This is a genomic window from Blastococcus sp. CT_GayMR20 (assembly GCF_004570345.1).
The window spans coordinates 1-19,400 of record NZ_SPQM01000093.1 but is presented as its reverse complement, the minus strand read 5'-3'; the positions used below and the strand labels follow the sequence as shown (position 1 = coordinate 19,400).

Here is a 19,400-nt window from a genome sequence, read left to right as displayed (position 1 = left end):
ACCGCGGGTCGTCCGGTGCCGCGTCGCTGGGTGTTGCGCGGGTGGTGACGGCGAGCGCGTTCGCCTCGGTGGTGCCGCAGGGGGCGCGGGAGGACTTCCTCGTGGTGAAGGGGTACCGCGAGCAGTTCGACGCCGCGACGGCCGGCGCCATCTCCGTCGTCCCGACGGCCGCCGACCTGCGCAGCCCGGCCGCCACTTTCGCGTTCTGATCCCCGGGCCGTCCCCGCGGCCGACCCTCCCCTTCCCCGGAGGGTCGGCGGCGGGGAAACGCTGCCGATAAGGGAAGGGACCCAACCGGACGGGCGCGCGTCAGCGCGCCATGTCCGGTCGCAACGTAGAGAGAAGGCAGTAACGGTGGACGGTCTGGACGACATCGTCGAAGAGTTCCTGGTCGAGAGCCACGAGAACCTCGACCAGCTGGACACCGACCTGGTCGCCCTGGAGCAGGAGCCCAACTCCCGCGAGCGGCTGTCGAGCATCTTCCGCACGATCCACACGATCAAGGGGACGTCGGGCTTCCTGGCCTTCAACCGGCTCGAGGAGGTCACCCACGTCGGCGAGAACATGCTCTCCCGGCTGCGGGACGGCGAGCTCGAGCTGACCCCGGCCCGCACCAGCGTGCTGCTGCAGATGGTCGACAGCGTCCGCTCCCTGCTGACGTCCATCGAGGCCACCGGCGGCGAGGGGCCGGTCGACGTCTCCGGTGTCGTGGCCGCGATCACCGCGGCCATGGAGGACGCCCCCGCCGCGCCGGCACCGGTGATCCCCACCCCGCGCGCGAAGGCCCCCGCGAAGAAGGCCGCCGCGAGGACGCCGGCCAAGGCTGCAGCCGCCAAGGCGCCTGCCAAGGCTGCCGCCGCGAAGGCCCCCGCGAAGGCCCCAGCGAAGGCCCCCGCCAAGCGGACGACGACCCGTAGGGCCGCCGCTGCGGTCGTGGAGCCGGCCCCCGCCGCCGACGACCTGATCGAGGACGTGTCCACGGTGCTGCCCGAGGAGACGGTGACGCCCGAGGCGTCGTACGACATCCCCACCCTCGACCCTGCCGGCGACCACCCGGACGGCGAGGCCGCACCGGCCGACGGCGCCGGCGGTCAGCCGCGTCGTGCGGTCGCCGACAGCACGATCCGGGTCGACGTGGACCTGCTCGACGAGCTGATGCTGCTGGTGGGCGAGCTCGTGCTCACCCGCAACCAGATCGTCCAGAACGTCGCCCGGCAGACCGACACGGACCTGATCCGTGCCTCGCAGCGGCTGAACCTCATCGCCAGCGAGCTGCAGGAGGGCGTCATGAAGACGCGCATGCAGCCGATCGACCACATCTGGTCCAAGCTGCCCCGCGTCGTCCGCGACCTGGGCCTGCAGTGCGGCAAGACGGTCCGCCTGGAGATGGAGGGCCGGGAGACCGAGCTCGACAAGACCCTGCTCGAGGCCGTCAAGGACCCGTTGACCCACCTCGTCCGCAACTCCGTGGACCACGGCATCGAGAAGCCGGAGGTCCGCAAGGCGGCCGGCAAGTCGGCCGAGGGCGTCCTCACCCTGCGCGCGAAGCACGAGAGCGGGCAGGTCGTGGTCGAGGTCGCCGACGACGGCGCGGGGATCGACCCGGCGAAGATCGGTGCCAAGGCGGTCGAGCGCGGACTGATCTCGGCCGATGCCCTGACGCGGATGAGCCCCGCGGACGTCCTGCAGATGATCTTCGCGCCCGGGTTCTCGACGGCGGCCGCGGTCACCAACGTGTCCGGCCGGGGCGTCGGCATGGACGTCGTGAAGACCAACATCGAGGCCATCGGCGGCACGATCGAGGTCGAGTCGGTGCCGGGCAACGGCACCGTCTGCCGGCTGCGCATCCCGCTGACCCTCGCGATCGTCCCGGCGCTGACGGTGGAGTGCGCGTCCGACCGCTACGCCATTCCCCAGATCAGCCTCCAGGAGCTGGTCTCCCTCGACGCCGAGAAGGCGGCGAACGCGGTCGAGGAGGTCGGCGGCGCTCAGGTGTACCGCCTGCGTGGTGAGTTGCTGCCGCTGGTCCGGCTGACCGACGTCCTGGGTCTGGCCTCGGAGCGGCACGACGGCCACGTCGTCATCGCCGTCCTCCGGTCCGAGGGCCGTCGCTTCGGCCTGGTCGTGGACCGGGTGATCAACACCGAGGAGATCGTGGTCAAGGCGGTCGGTGGCCAGCTCAAGGCCATCGGCCTGTACTCCGGTGCCACCGTCCTCGGCGACGGCACCGTGGCGCTGATCCTCGACGTGCAGGCCCTCGCCCGGCGCGCGCTGCGCACCGAGACGGTCGACCGCCAGGAGTCCCGGACTGCCGCCGCCCACGCCGCAGCGGTCGAGACCGAGCGGCAGCGGATGCTGCTCGCCTCGATCGGTGGCGGCCGCCGGGTCGCCATCCCGCTCGACACGGTCACCCGGCTCGAGCAGGTGCGCGCCGACTCCGTCGAGAAGGTCGGCAACCGGGAGGTCGTGCAGTACCGCGGCGCGATCCTGCCGATCGTCCGTCTCGACCGGCACCTGGGTGCCTACGGCGAGTCCGACCGCGAGGTGCTCGAGGTCATCGTCTACGCCGACCACGGCCGCAGCGTCGCGATCGTGGTCGAGGAGATCCTCGACATCGTCGACGGCGAGGCCGCCGTCCGCAGCGACATCGACGACCTCGGGCTGCTCGGATCCGCCGTCCTCGGCGACAAGGTGACCGAGCTGCTGGACGTGCGGGCCGCGATCCTCGCCGCCGACCCGGCGTTCTACAGCACCCCCGGAGCCGCGCCCGGGGCCTGCGAGTCCACGACGCCCGACGGCGTCCCCACCGCTTTCCTGGAGGTCTGACGTGACCGCGTCGATCGACACCAAGAGCCCCGCCACCAGCGGTCAGCTCGCCACGTTCCGGCTGGACGGCGACCTCTACGGCATCGAGGTCGAGCACGTGCAGGAGGTGCTCCGCAGCCAGCAGCTGACGCGGGTGCCCCTGGCTCCGAGCGCCGTGGCCGGCCTGATCAACCTCCGCGGTCAGGTCGTCACCGCCATCGAGCTGCGGGAGCGGCTCGGCCGGCCGAAGCGCCCCGAGGGCACGGACGCCGTCGTCATCGTCGTCCGGCTGGACGGCGAGGCCGTCAGCCTGCTGGTCGACTCGATCGCGGACGTCGTCGACGTCGACGCCTCCGACTTCGAGGCGCCGCCGGACACGCTCGAGGGCCAGGGGCGCGACCTGATCCGGGGCGCCTACAAGCTGGACGGGCAGCTGCTGCTCGCCCTCGACGTCCAGAAGGCCGTCAGCGCCTGAAGGCTCTCTGCCGCCAGCGACCCCCGGTGTCCGTCCTCCGACGGACGCCGGGGGTCGCTGCGTTGCGGTGGCTGTGAGTTACGGCACGGGACCGGGTGAAATGGCCACGGAACAGGGTGCGGCCGCCGATGTCAGGAGAGCCGGGTCGGCCGGGAGCCGGCCGACGGCGTCGTCCGGAACAACCGAAATGAGCGTCATGCGTCTGCCTGCTATCGACCGCGCGTACCTGCGCTGGTTCACCGACCGTCCCCTCGCCCTGAAGCTCGGCTCCGTCGTGGGCCTGCTGGCACTCGTCGCGTGCGTCATCGCTGCGGTGGCCGTCCATGGCGTTCACGAGCTGCGCGACGCCGAGCAGCGGCTGCACCGCGAGGTGGTCGTACCCCTCGACACCCTCGGCGCGATCCAGCGCAGCTTCCAGGGCGACCGCGTGCGCATCGTCTCCTACAACGTCGCCGACGCCGAGACGCGCACCTTCCTCCGGGAGAACCTCGCCGAGCGGCAGGCCGAGCTCGAGGCGCTGGTCGACGAGTACGACGGTCACCAGGCCGACGACGCGGCGTGGGCGGCGCTCAACGACGGTCTGGTCGCCTACTACGCCATGGCTGACGAGCAGCTCGCCGCGATCGACACCGCTCGGGCCGCCGAGGCCGCCGCCGCGATCCCGGCACCCGGCGCCGAGGGCGAGGACGAGCGGGAGGCGCCCGACGCCGTGGCGCCGGTCGTCGTCCCCCACTACGGGTTCAACGAGGAGAAGCCCCTCGCCACCGCCGTGATGGAGCCGTACGCCGCGGAGAGCGACGCCCAGGCCACGGCGGCGGCGGCCGAGGCCGCGGCGGGCGAGGACCTCGCGTCCGACGTGACCGCCCAGGTCATCACGGCCCTGCTGGTCGGCATCGCGATCGCGTCGGCGCTGGCGGTCGCGGTGGTCCGGATGCTGACCCGCACGGTCGGTTCGGTGCGTCGGTCGGTCGAGGCCATGGCGGCCGGTGACCTGACCGTCGCCCCCGAGGTGGCAGCGCGCGACGAGCTCGGTCGCATGGCGGAGGCACTGGGAGAGGCGCAGGACAGCCTCCGGCGGGTGCTGACCTCGGTGGTCGCCTCCGCGGACGCGGTCGCGGCGTCGTCCGAGGAGCTGTCGGCGTCGTCGGCCCAGATCTCGGCCTCGGCGCAGGAGACGAGTGCCCAGTCCGGTGTGGTGGCCGGCGCTGCCGAGGAGGTCTCGCGCAACGTGCAGACCGTCGCGGCCGGGGCGGAGGAGATGGGTGCCTCGATCAGGGAGATCTCGCAGAACGCCAACGAGGCCGCACGGGTCGCTGCGGCAGCCGTGACGGAGGCCGGGACGACGACCGCGACGGTGACCCGGCTGGGCGAGTCGTCGCGCGAGATCGGCGACGTGGTCAAGGTGATCACGAGCATCGCCGAGCAGACGAACCTGCTCGCCCTGAACGCGACCATCGAGGCCGCGCGCGCCGGGGAGGCGGGCAAGGGCTTCGCCGTCGTGGCCAACGAGGTCAAGGAGCTGGCGCAGGAGACGGCGAAGGCGACCGAGGACATCGCCCGCCGGGTGGAGGCGATCCAGCAGGACACCACAGGCGCGGTGTCGGCGATCGGCCGCATCAGCGCAGTCATCGGGCAGATCAACGACTTCCAGCTCACCATCGCCAGCGCGGTGGAGGAGCAGACTGCCACGACGAACGAGATGTCGCGGTCCGTCGGGGAGGCGGCCGACGGGTCGGGGCAGATCGCCACCAACATCGGCGGTGTCTCCGGCGCGGCCGACGCGACGAACCAGGCGCTGGGTCAGACCCGGGTGGCGGTCGACGAGCTGGCGCGGATGGCGTCGGAGCTCAGGGCGGCGGTATCCCGCTTCAGCTACTGAGAGCGACAATCTCGTAACACAACCGGATCGACCACGCGGCCGTCTCCCCTTCGCACTCCCGCGAAGGGGTGACGGTCGCAGTCGGTTGGGGTGCGGGCCGGGGGTTTCGCCGTCAGCATGGTGCGACCCACCTCTGGAGGCGAGACCGTGCCCTACTCCCTGGTCAGTGCCGCGACCCTCGGGTTCGACCTCGTCCGGCTGCCCGCCGGGCGTGCGGTCGCCGGGGTCCTGCTGGCCGGCCTGGGAGCCGACGGCGCCGGTCTGACCGAGGTCGCCGCGGCGCATGCGGGCCACGGTCTCGACCGGGAGCAGCGCGGGGTCCTCGCCGTCCGGTCCCGCCGGGCCCGCGAGATGGCCGCCGGGGTGCCCCACGTGCGCGACGCGGCCGCCGCCGGCGACCGCGCCGCCGTCCTGGTGGAGCAGCTGGAGCGCGGCACCATCGGCGACGCCCCCACTCTCGAGCGACTGCTGCGGGACGACGTCCTCGGACCCGAGCACGCCGCCGCGGCTGCGCTCGACCCCGGCGACCTGGCGCGGGCCGCCGACGTGCTGTCCGACGCCGCGATCGGGCACTGGGCCGCGGGCGTCCTCCCTCCGCTGGTCCGGCGTGAGCTCACCGGGCCGTTCGACCGCGTGCTCGACCGCGGTGCGGTGACGCCCCTGCCGGTCGGTGCCGACCTCGGGGCCGCCGGCGGCGACGTGGCCGGGCTGCTGGACGCCGTCCGGGCGCTGGACGACAGCGGCCGCGACCAGTGGCGCGCGGCCGTCGACGAGGGCCGCGCCGACCACCGCCCGTGGGCGGCCGCCATGCACGAGGCCTCGTGGGCCGCGCACGTCTCGGGGCGCACCCGCGCCCTCGCCGCCTCCCAGCTGCACGCGGTCCAGGCCTTCCTCGACGGCGGCTTCGGCATCGCCGACGGTGCCTCCGGCACCTGGAACGCCCTCGCGGGCGTCGTCCAGGGGACGGCGATGGCCGACCTGCTGGACGAGGGTTCGCTCGCGGTGCTGCGCGCTCCGTGGCTGCGGGTCACCGGCAGCCGCTGACCGCCCCGGACTCACCGACCGGACCGACCGCCGGTCATCTGCTCCCCCGGCGGCTCTTCCGTCGTCGCTGACCGCCGACCGTCGGGCTCGCTCGTCTCGCGGCGGATGCATCGGCCCACGTCAGCCGCTCGTCGATGCCGATTCCGGCGGTCGCCCGGAATGGCCTTCCCGGCCGTGTCGACAAATACGCGAAACGTTTTCCCGATTTCCCTGATGCCGGTCGCCGGACCATTTTGTAACGGTTGTGCCCGACCTGTTCCAGTAATGGCCCGGGAGGCCCGACAGTTCCTGCGACAACGTTTCTGCGGTCCGGCTCGACGCCGCCGCCGTCGGGCCACGCCCCCCGCTCAAGGGTGGGGTGCGGATGCCGATAGAGGAATGAACAGCCTGCCGGGCCGACCCGGCAGGGAATGCAGGAGGACACGCGTGAACCCGATCCGGGTGATGGTCGTCGACGATTCCGTCGTCGTCCGCAAGATCGTGACCGACGTGCTGTCCGCGGACCCCGACATCGAGGTCGTGGGTACCGCCGTGAACGGCAGGATCGCCGTCGCCAAGCTCGACCAGCTCAAGCCCGACCTGGTCACCATGGACATCGAGATGCCGGAGATGAACGGCATCGAGGCCGTGCGGGCCATCCGTGCCGGGCGCAGCCGTGTCCCGATCATCATGTTCAGCACGCTCACCGAGCGCGGCGCGTCGGCGACGCTGGACGCTCTGTCGGCCGGCGCCAACGAGTACGTCACCAAGCCGGCCAACGTCGGCAGCGTCGGCCAGTCGATGGAGAGCGTCCGCGAGCAGCTGATCCCCAAGATCAAGGCGCTGACCGGCCGTCCCGTCACGCCCGCGCGTGCCGCCGCGCCGATCCCCCCGCCGCGGCAGCCGGCCAAGCGCACCGGCCCCGGGAAGAAGCCCGCCGTCCTGGTGATCGGCTCCTCCACCGGTGGACCCGAGGCGCTGGTCAAGGTGCTCCCCCAGCTCCCGGCGTCGCTGCCGGTGCCCGTCCTGCTCGTCCAGCACATGCCGCCGGTCTTCACCCGTCAGTTCGCCCAGCGGCTCGACCGGCTCAGCCCGCTGCGCGTCGTCGAGGCCGCCGACGGCAGCCCCCTGCTGCCCGGCACCGTGCACCTCGCACCCGGCGACCACCACCTGGTGGTCCGGGGCGACGCGCGGGGACTGCACACCGGCCTCACCCAGGGGCCGCCCGAGAACTTCTGCCGGCCCGCCGTCGACCCGCTGTTCCGCTCGGCGGTCACCGCCTACGACGGTGCCGTGCTCGCGGTCGTCCTGACCGGCATGGGATCCGACGGCCGCAACGGCGCCGGCGAGATCCGCGCCGCCGGCGGCACCGTGATCGTCCAGGACCAGGCCAGCTCCGTCGTCTGGGGCATGCCCGGCGCCATCAGCCAGGCCGGCCTCGCCGACGAGATCCTGCCGCTGGACCGCATCCCGGAAGCCATCACCCGCCACCTGTCCGGCGTCCTGACCGGCACCGTTCTCGCCGGAGGAGTCCGATGACGCTCACCGCCACCAGCTTCGACTGGGTCCGCGCGCTCGTGCACAAGGAGAGCGCGATCGTGCTCCAGCCGGGCAAGGAGTACCTCGTGGAGGCGCGGCTGCTGCCGATCGCCCGGAAGCTGGGCATCACCGACGTCTCCCAGTTCGTGGAGTCGGTGCGGTCCCGGCCCGACGCCGACAACACCCGTGCCATCGTCGAGGCCCTCACCACGAACGAGACGTCCTGGTTCCGCGACGGCGACCCGTTCACCGCGCTGACCTCCACCGTCATGCCGGACCTGCTCGCCGCGCGCGGGCCGAACGAGCGCCTGCAGATCTGGTCGGCCGCCTGCTCCAGCGGGCAGGAGCCGTACACGATCGCGATGCTCCTCGAGGACTCCCTGCCCAACGCGTCGACCCGCGTCGCCATCACCGCGACGGACCTGTCGCGCGAGATGGTCGAGCGGACCCGCGCGGGCCGGTTCAGCCAGCTCGAGGTCAACCGCGGTCTGCCGGCCCCCATGCTCGTCCGGCACTTCACGCGGGCGGGCACCGAGTGGGAGGTCGCGGCGCCCCTGCGCCGGATGGTCACGGCCTCGGAGTGCAACCTCGCGGCACCGTTGCCGCGGATGGGTCCGTTCGACGTGGTCTACCTGCGCAACGTGCTGATCTACTTCGACCTGCCCACCAAGCAGGTCATCCTCCGCCGGGTCCGCGAACTGATGCGGCCCGACGGCTGGCTCTTCCTCGGTGCGGCAGAGACGACGCTCGGGGTCGACGACTCATGGGAGCGGGTCGTCGTCGGCCGCAGCTCCGCCTATCGCCCACTGAAGGGGGCCTGAACGTGCGTGCTCTGGTGATCGACGATTCCCGCGCCATGCGCCGGATCGTCTCCGGGATCCTCGAGGGTCTCGGGTACGAGGTACAGCCGGCCGGTCACGGTCGCGAGGGCCTCGACGTCCTCGAGACGGGCTGGGTCCCCGACCTGGTCTGCGTCGACTGGAACATGCCGGTGATGGACGGACTGCAGTTCGTCTCCGCCGTCCGCGCGAACCCCGCCTGGCGGAGCGTGACGATCATGATGGTCACCTCCGAGAGCGAGCACACCCAGATCGTGCGCGCCCTGGCCGCAGGCGCCCACGAGTACGTGATCAAGCCGTTCACCGCCGACGCGATCCGCGACAAGCTCGCGCTGCTCGGCCTGCTCCCGCAGGAGGTTGCCCTGTGAGCACGACGGACACCGGCGAGCGCCGCCGCTCCGGCGAGGTCCGCCCGGTCATCACCGAGCTGATCGACGAGCCGACGATCCAGTCGATCGCCGAGGACGCGTGGATCGCGCTGGTCGGCGAGGACGAATACCTCCTGCCGATCCCGGGCGAGCTGCCCGCCGACGTCGTGTCCAGCTGGGTCGACGTCGTCGGCCCGTGGACCGGCAGCGTCGTCCTCACCACCGGCCGGCAGACCGCCGCGGAGCTCACCCGGGCGCTGCTCGGCGACACCGCGCCGGAACTCCTCGAGCACGAGGACGTCGCCGACGCCTTCGGCGAGATCGCCAACGTGGTGGGCGGCAATGTGAAGGCCGCCCTGCCCGGCCCCTCCGGACTCAGCCTTCCCGATGTCGGGGACGCCCCCGCGGTGCGCAACCCCGAGGACGTCTGCCGCGTGGACGTCCTGTGGCGCGGCGAGCCGCTCACCATCTCCGTGCAGGGCGCTCTGCCGCCGCTGCCGGTGCCCCACCCCCCGCACAACCAGCACAAGAACGAGGTGTGACAGTGAAGATCCTGGTCGCCGACGACAGCCGTGTCATGCGGCAGATCGTCATCCGCACGCTGCGCCAGGCCGGCTACGACGACCACGACATCGTGGAGGCCGAGGACGGCGCCGACGCGCTGTCCAAGGTGACGTCCGAGAACCCCGACCTCGTGCTCTCCGACTGGAACATGCCGAACATGACGGGCATCGAGTGCCTCCAGGCGCTCCGCTCGTCCGGTTCGGCGGTGCCGTTCGGGTTCGTGACCTCCGAGGGCTCGGCGGAGATGCGGGCCAAGGCCGCCGACGCCGGCGCCCTGTTCCTCATCGCGAAGCCGTTCACCGAGGACACGTTCAAGGAGCACCTGGACGGGGTCATCTCATGACCACCGGAACCGTCGAGCTGCCCGCCGCCAAGGACGTGCGCGACATGCTCACCGGACTGGTGGGCAAGCCGGTCGCCGTGAACCCGGGTGCCCCGGTCACGCCCACCCTCGACGAGCCGGTGTCCGTCGCCGTCTACGTCGACCCGCACCTGGCCGTCAACGCCCTCTGCGTCATGGACCTGGGCGCGTCGGCCTACACCGGTGCCGCGCTGGCCCTGCTGCCGCCCGGGGGGGCGCAGGACGCCGTCGAGGAGGACCGCGAGCTGAGCGCGATGATGGTCGAGGCGCTGCACGAGGTCGTGAACGTGCTGTCGGCACTGCTCAACACCCCGGGCGCCCCGCACTCGAAGCTGCACAAGCTCTACGCCCCTGGGGAGGACCTCCCCGGGGACATCGAGGGCATGCTCGCCAACTTCAACCGGATCGACCTCGCCCTCGAGGTCCCCGGATACGGAAAGGGCGCGCTCTCCCTCGTCCTCCCGTAGGGTTTGACATCACGCCGAGACCCCCACTGCCGCGAGGCAGTGGGGGTCTCGGCGTCTCGGCGTCACGGGGTCGACGGTGGGGCGCGGTCCGGAGGACCGCTGTGTCACGTGCGGGACGGCACCTGGTCGCGGTGTGCTCCGGAGGACCGCGGTGTCATCGCGGGTTCCCGGTCGACCGCGGTCGGCAGGCAGGCCCACACGTGCTTGCAGCCGCCGTCGACGTACCAGCCGTGCGCGACGGCCAGCCGGGCCACGAGGTGCAGGCCCATGCCGCCCTTCGCCGGGTCGCGGTCGACGGCCGGCGACGGCATGGTCTCCGGCGCACGGTCGCTCACGTCCAGCAGCCACCCGCCGCTGCCGGCGACGACCGTCGCGACGACGGGCGCCTCGCCGTGCCGCAGGGCGTTGGACGCCAGCTCGTCGAACGCCAGGACGAGCCGCTCTCCCGCGGTGTCCTCCACGTCGTGCGGGAGACCGACCCCACCGAGCCGGCTGCGCAAAGCGGCCCGGGCAGCGGGCAGCTCGGCGACCGTGGCCAGGTCCCAGCGCCACACCTCGCCCCGGCCGTCCGGCAACGGGCGCAACGGCCATGCCAGTCGCCCCATGCCCTCTCCCCCGGTCGCCGTGCTCTCGACGCCTTGCGGATGCCCACCGATCCGCATCGTCAACCGTCGGGCGGCCCAGTTAGTCCGCCCTGCCGCCGACGCGGACTGCCACCAGCGCGACATCGTCCTCGGGGGTGCCCTGCAGCATCCCCTCGATCAGGGCGTCGCAGAGCTCGTCCAGCGGCCGGCCCGCGAGCCGGCGGAGCTGGGTCACCAGACGCGCCATCCCGTCGTCGAGCGTGCGCTCGTGCCGCTCGACGAGGCCGTCGGTGTAGAGCAGGACCGTCGTCCCCGGCTGCAGCGTGACCACCGACTCCAGCCGGTCGGCCGCGGGGTCGACCCCCAGCATGAGGTCGCCGTACCGCCCGCCCAGGATCGCCACCGTCCCGTCCGGGTGCAGGACGATCGGCGGCGGGTGGCCGGCGTTGGCCCAGCGAAGCCGCGTGCGGCCGTCGCCGTCCTCCTCCTCGAGCCGGGCGACCGCCGCGGTCGCCATGGTCTCGGTGTGCATCTGCGCGATCGCCTCGTCGAGCCCGCGCAGGACCTCGGCGGGACCGGCCCCGCTGAAGTGGGCGATGCCGCGGAGGAGCCCCCTCAGCTGCCCCATGGCCGCGGCCGCCGCCGTGTCGTGCCCCACCACGTCACCGATGACGAGCGTCGGCGAACCGTCGCGCTGCAGGAAGGCGTCGTACCAGTCCCCGCCGACCCGGGCCGCCTCCGCGGCGGGCACGTAGCGGGCGACGACCGCCGTCCCCCCGAGCGCCGGGGGGTCGGTCAGCAGGCTGCGCTGCAGGGCCTCGGCCAGCTTCGCCTGCTGGCTCTGCAGGTGCACCCGCGCGATCGCGCGCGCCGCCTCGGCGGCAACCCGCCGGGCGGCGTCCATGTCCGCCTCGGTCACCGTGCGACCGGGGTCCTGGTACAGGGTGAGGACGCCGACCGTGCGCGCCTCGGCGGTCAGCGGCAGGACCACCGCCGTGGCCGGCCGCAGTTGCTCGAGCAGGTCCCTGGCCGGGCCGGGGGGCATGAGCCCCAGGACGGCGGACACCGGCTCCGTGGCGGGCAGCCCGGTGTGCAGCGCCTGCGCGACGGGGGACGTGGCCGGCAGGGTGACCAGCCGTACCTCGGTGTAGCGCTGGATCAACGACCGGCGGGCCGGGTCGACGTGCCAGGACCCGACGTCGCGGGCGCGGCCGTCCCGGTCCACGAGGGTGACGATGCAGCCGTCGGTGAGCACGGGGACGACGAGCTGCGCGAGCCGGCCCAGCGCGGATTCGGTGTCCAGCTGCCCGGCCAGCTCGGCGCTCACCTGTGCGAGCAGCGCGGCGCGGGCCCCGGCCAGTCGGGCGGACATGTCGGCGTCCCGCCGGTCGGTCACGTCCACGACGTAGACCGCGACCCCGTCCGCACCGGGCCACACCCGGATCTCGTACCACCCCGCGCGGGCGCCGGGCAGCGACGACTCGAACGTCTGCGAATGACCCGTGGCCGCCGCCGACCGGTAGGCGGACTCGAAGACGGTGCCCCGTACCTGCGGGAAGGTGTCCCACAGGGACGCTCCGACCAGCTCGGCCCGCGAGCGTCCCATGAGGCGCTCCGCCTCGGCGTTGACGTAGCCGAACCGCCACTCCGCGTCCAGGAAGCAGAAGGCGGCCGGCATCGTCTCGAGGAAGCGGACGAGGCCCGCGCCCGGGTGCTCCGAGACGGGGACGTCGGTGTGCTGCACGCGGAGCTCCCACGTCCGGCCGCCGGCACGGGCGACCACAGAGGTCCGAGCACCCCCTTGTTGGAGCGTCTGGGCGGGATTCTTTCCATCCCGGCGGCCGGTGCCAAGGAGGCCGGACGTCCCGTCATCAGAACGCCGGAATGGTGCCGCCCCCCGCCATCGGGTGAGGTTGCGGACACGTTCGGTCCACGGACGTCTGCCGACGGCGGTCGATGGGGCAGAGTGAACGCCGTGAACGGGGACGATGCGGCTTCGCCGCCCGGCGGGCTGCTGGTGCAGGCAGTCGAGGGCATGGAGCGGCCGCTGTTCGTCCTGGACGAGGACTGGCGCTTCGCCTACATCAACCCGGCCGGGGCGCGCGTCCTGGACCGGACCGTCGAGCAGTTGATGGGCAACGACGTCTGGGCCGAGTTCCCCGAGGCGGTGGGCGGGCCGTTCGAGCAGCTCTACCGCAGCGTCCGGGCCACCGGTACCAGCGGCCACACCGAGGCGTTCTTCGACCCGCTCGACAGGTGGTTCCGGGCCGATGCCTTCCTGACCGACGCCGGTCTCGTCGTCACGTACGACGACATCACCGCCAGGCGCCGGGCGGAGGACGAGCGGGCGGCGGCGGTGGCCGCGCGGGAAGCCGCTGCTGCCGAGGCCGCCCGCGCCGCCGCGGAGGCCGAGCTCGCGGGCCGCCACCTCATGCTGCTCGGCGACATCAACCTGGCGATGACCTCGACGCTCGACACGGACGAGGCCGTCCAGCGCTTCGCCGACCTCGCCGTCCCGCTGCTCGCCGACTGGTGCATCGTCACGGTCATCGATCCGGACGGGACGCGCCGGGACGTCGGGCGCGCGCACCGGGATCCCGCGCTGGTGCCGGCGATGCACCGCTACGCGGACCTCCGGGTAGCCACGAACAACGCTCCGGCTCCCGTGCCGCGCATGCTGCGGGACCCCCGGCCGGTCGTGTTCCCGGAGCTCACCGAGGACATCGTCGCGTCGATGGTGGCCGACGGCGAGGCGCGAGAGGCGCTCGCGCCCCTCCGGCCCGCTGCGGCCGCCGGATTCCCGCTGATCGCCCGCGGCGAGGTGATCGGCGGGTTCACCCTCATCAACGGCCCCGAGCGCGGGCCGCACACCGAGGTGGAGCTCCGGACGGCGGAGATCGCCTCGCGGCGGGCTGCGCTCGCGCTCGACAACGCCCGGCTGGCGGCGGCCAACCAGCAGGTCGCCGAGCGCCTGCAGCTGAGCCTCCTCTCGCCGCCGGTGCAGCCCGACCACCTCGAACTGGCCGTGCGCTACCGGCCGGCGACCCAGGGGGTGTCGATCGGCGGTGACTGGTACGACGCGTTCCTGCAGCCGGACGGCGACACCGTGCTGGTCATCGGGGACGTAATGGGCCACGACATCGAGGCCGCCGCGGCCATGGGCCAGGTGAAGACGCTGGTCCGCGGGATCGCGTTCGACCGCCTGGAGGAGCCCGCCGGGGTGCTGCGCCGCGTCGACCACGCGCTGGTCGGCCTGGCCGTGCCGACGCTGGCCACGGCGCTGGTGGCCCGGATCGAGCAGGACGAGGCCGCGCGCGAGGCCGGCCTGCGCCGGCTGCGCTGGGCCTCGGCCGGTCACCCGGAGCCGATGCTGCTGCTGGCCGACGGCTCGGTCCGGGACCTGGCGGCGCCGATCGGTCCCCCGCTGGGCATCGGCTGGCTCGGACCGCGGGTCGACGGCCTGGTCGACATGCCGCCGGACAGCACGTTGCTGCTGTTCACCGACGGTCTCTTCGAGCGCCGTGGTGTGCCGCTGGACGAGGGGCGGGCGCAGGTCCGCGCCATCCTCGCGGCCTCGGTCGGGCTCCGGCTCGACGCGCTGTGCGACCGGCTGCTGGCCGAGCTGCTCGGCGAAGGCGTCGAGGACGACGTCGCGGTGCTCGCCGTCCGGGCCCACCCGGTGCACGCCGACCGTCCCCCGGAAGCCGGGCCCGAGCGCCTGCCCGAGGTGTTCGTCCAGACCGTCTAAGTGCCAGAACCGCGCTTTCGGCACCTGTCCGCAGGTGCCGAAAGGGCGACTTCGGCACCTGTCGGGCTAGTCCGGGTGGCGCAGGAGATATCGGCCGAAGTGCGGCACGGTGAAGGCGATCGAGCCCCGCTCGGCCGAGTAGACCAGCCCCTTCTTGATCAGCGAGTCGCGGGCGGGGGACAGGGACGCGGGCTTGCGGCCCAGCGACACCGCGACCTCCGACGTCGCCACCGCTGCGCCGTTCGGCCCGCCCAGGTCGGCCATCGCGTGCATGTACTCGCGCTCGGCCGGGGTGGCCCGGTCGTACCGGGACCCGAAGAAGCCGACGGCGAGCTCGGCCTCGGCCACGGGGGCGGCCATGGCGACGTCGTCCGCGGTGACGGGGGAGGCCGCCGCGACGTCCCACGTGACCTTGCCGTAGGCCTGCACGAAGTACGGGTAGCCGTCGGCGGCGGCGTACAGGGCGTCGAGCGCGGCGCGCTCGAATTCCACGCCCTCGCGCGCGGCGGGCGCCAGCAGGGCGTGGTCGGCCGCCTCCCGGTCCAGCCGGTCGATGCGCAGGTACCGGAACAGCCGCTCGGAGTAGCTCTTCGAGGCGCTGAGGACGGCGGGCAGGTGCGGGAGCCCGGCGCCGACGACGATCAGCGGCGCCCCCTGCTGCGACAGCTCGTGGCAGGCCGCGCAGATCGCGGAGACGTCGTCGGGCTGCACGTCCTGCATCTCGTCGATGAACAGCGCGATGCCGCTGCCGATGTCGGCGGCCACCCCGGCGGCGTCGCTGAGCAGCTCGACGAGGTCGATCTCCATGTCGCCGGAGTCGGCACGCCCCGTCGCGGCGGGGACGTCGATGCCCGGCTGCCACCGGTCGCGGACCTTCGCCGTGTCCGGCGTCAGCCGCTGGGCGAACGCCTTGAGGACGCCGAGGACTTCCTCGATCGACTCCTGGTCGCGGTGGCGCGGTCCGAGCTCCCGCAGCGCCATGTGCAGCGCGGAGGAGACCGGGCGGCGCAGCGACTGCTCCGGCCGGGCCTCGATCTTGCCGGTGCCCCAGCCGCGGGAGATCGCCGCCGACCGCAGCTGGTTGAGCAGCACCGTCTTCCCGACTCCGCGGAGGCCGGTGAGCACGAGGGAACGCTCCGGCCGGCCGTGCGCGATCCGCTCGAGGACGACGTCGAACGCCGACAGCTCGGCGTCCCGACCGGCGAGCTCGGGTGGGCGCTGGCCGGCGCCCGGGGCGTACGGGTTCCGCACCGGATCCATGTCGAGCACCGTATGGCGTTCTCTAGCCGGCGCCCTAGACATCGGTAGAACGGTCTAGCGCGTGTCGCGTGGGGTCGGAGTTACGGCTGAGCCCCCGCGGACACCCAGGTGCGGACCGCCTCTGCCTGGTGCTGGAGCCGGGTGGGGACGTTGGGCCGGAACGAGGTGGCCGTGACCTCCAGGGGAACCGACGCCCCACCGTGCAGCAGCACGCGCACCGATCGGTTCGTGCCTCCGCGGCCCACCCCCTGACCGACCGTCACGTCCGCGATGTCCTCGCGCCGCAGGGTGTGGTCCTGCCAGTGGTTGCGGACCACCAGGCGCCCGTCGGCCGTGCCGAGGACGGCGAGGCGGAACAGGCGCCGGCCCAGCAGGGCGGTGACCGCGAACCCGCCGGCGAAGATCCAGGCCCGCGCGCCCTGCTCCGGCGCCACGACGACGACCAGGAAGACCACGAACAGGAGAGGGAAGACCGCCACCCAGACGCGCAGCCAGGTGGGCGGCCGGAGCGAGAGCCGCACGTCGGCAGGAGCCGGCACCGGATTCATGTCGAGCACCGTATGGCCGCTCCCGGCGAGGGCCGGAACGCTCTCCCGCGTGTCGCCTGCCGCCTCAGAGGAACGGCTGGGGACCGACGGCCAGCCACGCCCGGACCTGCTCGGCTTCCCGCTCCAGTCGACCCGAGAACGGTCCGCCGAAGGGGACGTGCGTGACGTCGAGTCGTACCGGCGAACCAGAGCGCAGGTGAAGCCACACCGCCCAGCCCCCGCCCCGGATGCGCCGACCGTTCGCCGGGTCGACGGTCACCTCGTGCACGTCCTCCCGGCGCAGGGCGAGCGACCGCCACATGTTGCGCACGACCAACCGCCCGTCACCGGTTCCGATCACCGCCTGCTGGAACAGCCGCCAGCCGAGGAGCGCCGCGAACACAGCGACACCGATGTCGCGGACCACTGCCCACCCGTCAGCCCCGGGTTCGACGGCGAGCACCAGGACGACCGCGAGGACGACGGGGAACACCGTCACCCACACGCGCGCCCACACCGGCGGTCGGAGGCGGAGCTGGACGCCGGTCGAGGTCACACGGGGATTGTCACGTCTGCACCTCTCTAGTGGCGGCGCTAGACACGATGAGACGCCCCGAGAACCCCCGGTCAGGCGAACGAGCGCGGGCGGCCCTCCAGCCAGGCGCGGATCTCGGCGACCTGCCGCTCGAGCCGCTCCAGCGACGGCCCGAGGAACGGCGTCTCGGTCACGTCCAGGGGATGCCGGGAGCCGTCCTCGAGCAGGAGCAGCACGGCCCATCCCCGGCCGTCGGGCCGCTCGATGCCCACCGCCCGGATGTCGGTCCGCAGGAAGGTGCGGGTCGACCACCTGTTGCGGGCCGTCAACCGCCCGTCCGCGGTCCCGACGACGCTGCAGAGGACGGTCCGGACCACGAAGGCGACGACGAGCAGCGCGATGATCCCGCCCGGCACCAGGAATTCCTCCCGCAGCCGTGCCTGGGTGACGAACGGGAACACCCAGGCCACGGCGAACAGCACGCCGAACGCCCGCACCCAACCCGGCGACCGCAGCGCGAGTGGCTCGCCCGTCGTGGCCACGTCCCGATCCTCGCGCCGTCGGCCGGTGTCCGCCACCGTCCCGGACCGACGCCCTGCGCCGACGCCGGGCGGGGCGAGATCCCCCGTCGGTGACCGCGTCCCCGCTAGCGTGGCGGCCGTGATCAAGTTCGCGGTCAAAGTCGTCATCCTCGCGGCGGCGTTCTTCGTCCTGACGAAGTACGACGTGCTCGACGGGCTCAACGTCCAGGAGAACCCCGACGGCCCGCTGGGCATCTACGGCACCTACCTCTGGATCGGGCTCGTCTTCGGTGTCGTCAACGCCGTCGTCGGTCCGATCCTGCGGCTGCTGTCCCTCCCGTTCGTGCTGCTGACCCTCGGGCTGTTCCTCATCGTGATCAATGCGGCCCTGCTCGCGCTGACGGCGGGGATCACCGACCGGCTGACGATCGACGGATTCGGCACGGCGATCATCGGCGGGCTGATCCTGGCCGTGGTCGGGTGGGTGGCCGACCAGCTGCTCGACCGTTGAACCCTCCCCCGTCGCGTCGCCGTGACGGCCACTCCCGATCGCAGTAGCGTGGCCGGACATGGCCAGCACCACCGTTGCCCCGGAGACCCCGGTGCGCGGACCGGACGGCGGGCCCTCGTCAGGAACCCTGTCCGAGCTCGCCGCACTCGAGGCCGCCCGTGACGAGAAGCGTCAGCTGCTCGACCGCGCTGCCGAGGCGGCCGTCGGCGAGCTGACCCGCACGGACCGGCTGCCGGCGGGCTGCACGCCCGACGACCTGCCCGCCCTCCTGCAGCGCTACTACTGGAGCGAGCCGGCCGCCGAGGTCATCGGGCACGAGCCCACCGAGCTCGCCGGGCTGGCGATCGGGCACCTCCGCCTGGCCGAGGTGCGGCCCCCGGGATCCGCCACCGTCGACGTGCATCGGCTCGACGACGGCCGTGCCGTCATCCGCCTGGTCACCGACGACATGCCGTACCTGGTCGACTCGGTCACCGCCGAGGTCGTCCGCCAGGGCGTCTCCCTCGCCCACATCGTCCATCCGGTGGTCGTCGTCCGGCGCGACCTGCGCGGCCGGATCAAGGCGTTCTGCGACAGCAGCCTCGCCGTCGGCTGCGGCTCCGATGCGCTGACCGAGTCGTGGATGGCCGTCGTCCTCGACGGGCCACTGGACGACGAGGCCGCCGCGGACCTGGTCAACGGGCTGCGGACGGTCCTCGACGACGTCCGGGCGGTGGACGAGGACGCCGAACGGCTGCGGTCCCGGGTGCTGGAGCTCGCCGCCCGGCTCGACTCGCTCGCCGGGCCGGCCGTGGAGGACCCCGCCGACGATCCCGCCGAGGCCGCCGCGCTGCTCCGCTGGCTGGCCGAGGGGAACTTCGTCTTCCTCGGCGCCCGGGACGTCGACCTCGCCCCCGCGCGCGGCAAGCTCACCGCCCGCGCGGTGCCCGGCTCCGGACTGGGCGTCCTCCGCAGCGACACCGACATGAGCGCTGCCGTCATGCCCGAGGCGTCCCGCTCCCCCGCGCAGCACCTGGTCGCCGTCACGAAGGCCGACGCCCGCTCGACCGTGCACCGGCGGGCCTGGCTGGACCTGATCGCGGTGAGCCTGCCGGCCGACGGCGGCCCGACCCGCCAGCTGCGCTTCGTCGGGCTGTTCCCCTCGACGGCGTACACGACCAGCGTCGTCGACGTCCCGCTCGTGCGCCGCCGCGTGGCCGAGGTGATCGCCCGCTCAGGGGTGCCGGCCGACAGCCACACCGGCAAGGAGCTGCTCGACGTCCTCGAGACCTATCCGCGGGACGAGCTGATCCAGGTCGGCGCCGACGAGCTGCTGCCGGTCGCGACCGCGGTCCTGCACCTGCAGGAGCGCCGGCAGACCCGGCTGTTCCTCCGGCAGGACCCGACCGGGCGGT

The 19,400-nt window shown here is 73.2% G+C and carries 19 protein-coding genes and 1 pseudogene; 14 read left to right on the top strand and 6 right to left on the bottom strand.

Annotation, left to right across the window (positions count from 1 at the left end):
* From E4P40_RS28195 to E4P40_RS18735, 11 genes are all read left to right on the top strand, one after another.
* On the top strand, positions 1–209 hold a 209-nt coding region (locus E4P40_RS28195), incomplete at its 5' end, for a hypothetical protein (RefSeq protein WP_167762299.1).
* Between the two features lie 145 nt (positions 210–354).
* Positions 355–2,826, top strand: a complete 2,472-nt coding sequence (locus E4P40_RS18780; protein ID WP_135160022.1) for a chemotaxis protein CheW — start codon at positions 355–357, stop codon at positions 2,824–2,826.
* 1 nt (position 2,827) lies between these two features.
* Positions 2,828–3,280: a chemotaxis protein CheW gene (locus tag E4P40_RS18775; RefSeq protein ID WP_209305408.1), complete on the top strand. Its 453-nt coding sequence runs from the start codon at positions 2,828–2,830 to the stop codon at positions 3,278–3,280.
* A gap of 196 nt (positions 3,281–3,476) precedes the next feature.
* Positions 3,477–5,159, top strand: coding sequence for a methyl-accepting chemotaxis protein (locus E4P40_RS18770; RefSeq protein WP_135160021.1), 1,683 nt, complete (start codon positions 3,477–3,479; stop codon positions 5,157–5,159).
* A gap of 117 nt (positions 5,160–5,276) precedes the next feature.
* Positions 5,277–6,203, top strand: coding sequence for a hypothetical protein (locus tag E4P40_RS18765; RefSeq protein WP_245160433.1), 927 nt, complete (start codon positions 5,277–5,279; stop codon positions 6,201–6,203).
* 426 nt (positions 6,204–6,629) lie between these two features.
* Positions 6,630–7,721 (top strand): chemotaxis response regulator protein-glutamate methylesterase, encoded by a 1,092-nt coding sequence (locus E4P40_RS18760; protein WP_135160020.1) that lies wholly within the window; start codon positions 6,630–6,632, stop codon positions 7,719–7,721.
* A complete protein-coding gene (locus tag E4P40_RS18755; RefSeq protein WP_135160019.1) occupies positions 7,718–8,542 on the top strand; it encodes a protein-glutamate O-methyltransferase CheR in 825 nt (274 codons plus the stop codon). The genes E4P40_RS18760 and E4P40_RS18755 overlap by 4 nt, the downstream gene beginning before the upstream one ends.
* Before the next feature lie 14 nt (positions 8,543–8,556).
* On the top strand, positions 8,557–8,928 hold the full coding sequence (locus E4P40_RS18750) for a response regulator (RefSeq protein ID WP_245160432.1): 372 nt from the start codon (positions 8,557–8,559) through the stop codon (positions 8,926–8,928).
* Positions 8,925–9,470, top strand: a complete 546-nt coding sequence (locus tag E4P40_RS18745; protein ID WP_135160017.1) for a chemotaxis protein CheX — start codon at positions 8,925–8,927, stop codon at positions 9,468–9,470. The genes E4P40_RS18750 and E4P40_RS18745 overlap by 4 nt, the downstream gene beginning before the upstream one ends.
* Positions 9,467–9,835 (top strand): response regulator, encoded by a 369-nt coding sequence (locus E4P40_RS18740; protein WP_245160431.1) that lies wholly within the window; start codon positions 9,467–9,469, stop codon positions 9,833–9,835. The genes E4P40_RS18745 and E4P40_RS18740 overlap by 4 nt, the downstream gene beginning before the upstream one ends.
* Complete coding sequence (locus tag E4P40_RS18735) at positions 9,832–10,320, top strand: hypothetical protein (RefSeq protein WP_135160016.1); 489 nt, start codon at positions 9,832–9,834, stop codon at positions 10,318–10,320. Before E4P40_RS18740 ends, E4P40_RS18735 begins: the two co-directional genes overlap by 4 nt.
* Positions 10,321–10,424: 104 nt before the next feature.
* On the opposite strand, the gene E4P40_RS18730 is transcribed toward E4P40_RS18735, so the two are convergent.
* Entirely contained in the window at positions 10,425–10,925 is a 501-nt protein-coding gene (locus E4P40_RS18730; RefSeq protein ID WP_135160015.1) for an ATP-binding protein, read from the bottom strand.
* Between the two features lie 79 nt (positions 10,926–11,004).
* Positions 11,005–12,648: a SpoIIE family protein phosphatase gene (locus E4P40_RS18725; protein WP_245160430.1), complete on the bottom strand. Its 1,644-nt coding sequence runs from the start codon at positions 12,646–12,648 to the stop codon at positions 11,005–11,007.
* 231 nt (positions 12,649–12,879) lie between these two features.
* On the opposite strand from E4P40_RS18725, the gene E4P40_RS18720 reads away from it, so the two are divergent.
* The gene (locus tag E4P40_RS18720; RefSeq protein ID WP_135160014.1) at positions 12,880–14,652 is read left to right on the top strand and encodes a SpoIIE family protein phosphatase; all 1,773 of its coding nucleotides are present in this window, start codon (positions 12,880–12,882) and stop codon (positions 14,650–14,652) included.
* A 66-nt stretch (positions 14,653–14,718) separates the two neighbouring features.
* Here the strand turns inward: E4P40_RS18720 and E4P40_RS18715 are convergent, their stop codons facing one another.
* The 4 genes from E4P40_RS18715 to E4P40_RS18700 form a co-directional block, all read right to left on the bottom strand.
* Positions 14,719–15,912, bottom strand: coding sequence for an ATP-binding protein (locus E4P40_RS18715; protein ID WP_135160013.1), 1,194 nt, complete (start codon positions 15,910–15,912; stop codon positions 14,719–14,721).
* Positions 15,913–15,992: 80 nt separating this feature from the next.
* Complete coding sequence (locus E4P40_RS18710) at positions 15,993–16,460, bottom strand: hypothetical protein (RefSeq protein ID WP_135160012.1); 468 nt, start codon at positions 16,458–16,460, stop codon at positions 15,993–15,995.
* 64 nt (positions 16,461–16,524) lie between these two features.
* Complete coding sequence (locus tag E4P40_RS18705; protein ID WP_135160011.1) at positions 16,525–16,995, bottom strand: hypothetical protein; 471 nt, start codon at positions 16,993–16,995, stop codon at positions 16,525–16,527.
* 71 nt (positions 16,996–17,066) lie between these two features.
* Positions 17,067–17,516, bottom strand: coding sequence for a hypothetical protein (locus tag E4P40_RS18700; protein ID WP_135160010.1), 450 nt, complete (start codon positions 17,514–17,516; stop codon positions 17,067–17,069).
* A 118-nt stretch (positions 17,517–17,634) separates the two neighbouring features.
* On the opposite strand from E4P40_RS18700, the gene E4P40_RS28605 reads away from it, so the two are divergent.
* Together E4P40_RS28605 and E4P40_RS18690 are read left to right on the top strand one after the other, a co-directional pair.
* Positions 17,635–18,006 (top strand): phage holin family protein, encoded by a 372-nt coding sequence (locus E4P40_RS28605; RefSeq protein WP_135160009.1) that lies wholly within the window; start codon positions 17,635–17,637, stop codon positions 18,004–18,006.
* Positions 18,007–18,064: 58 nt separating this feature from the next.
* Positions 18,065–19,400: pseudogene (locus tag E4P40_RS18690) on the top strand (NAD-glutamate dehydrogenase domain-containing protein); the annotation flags it as partial.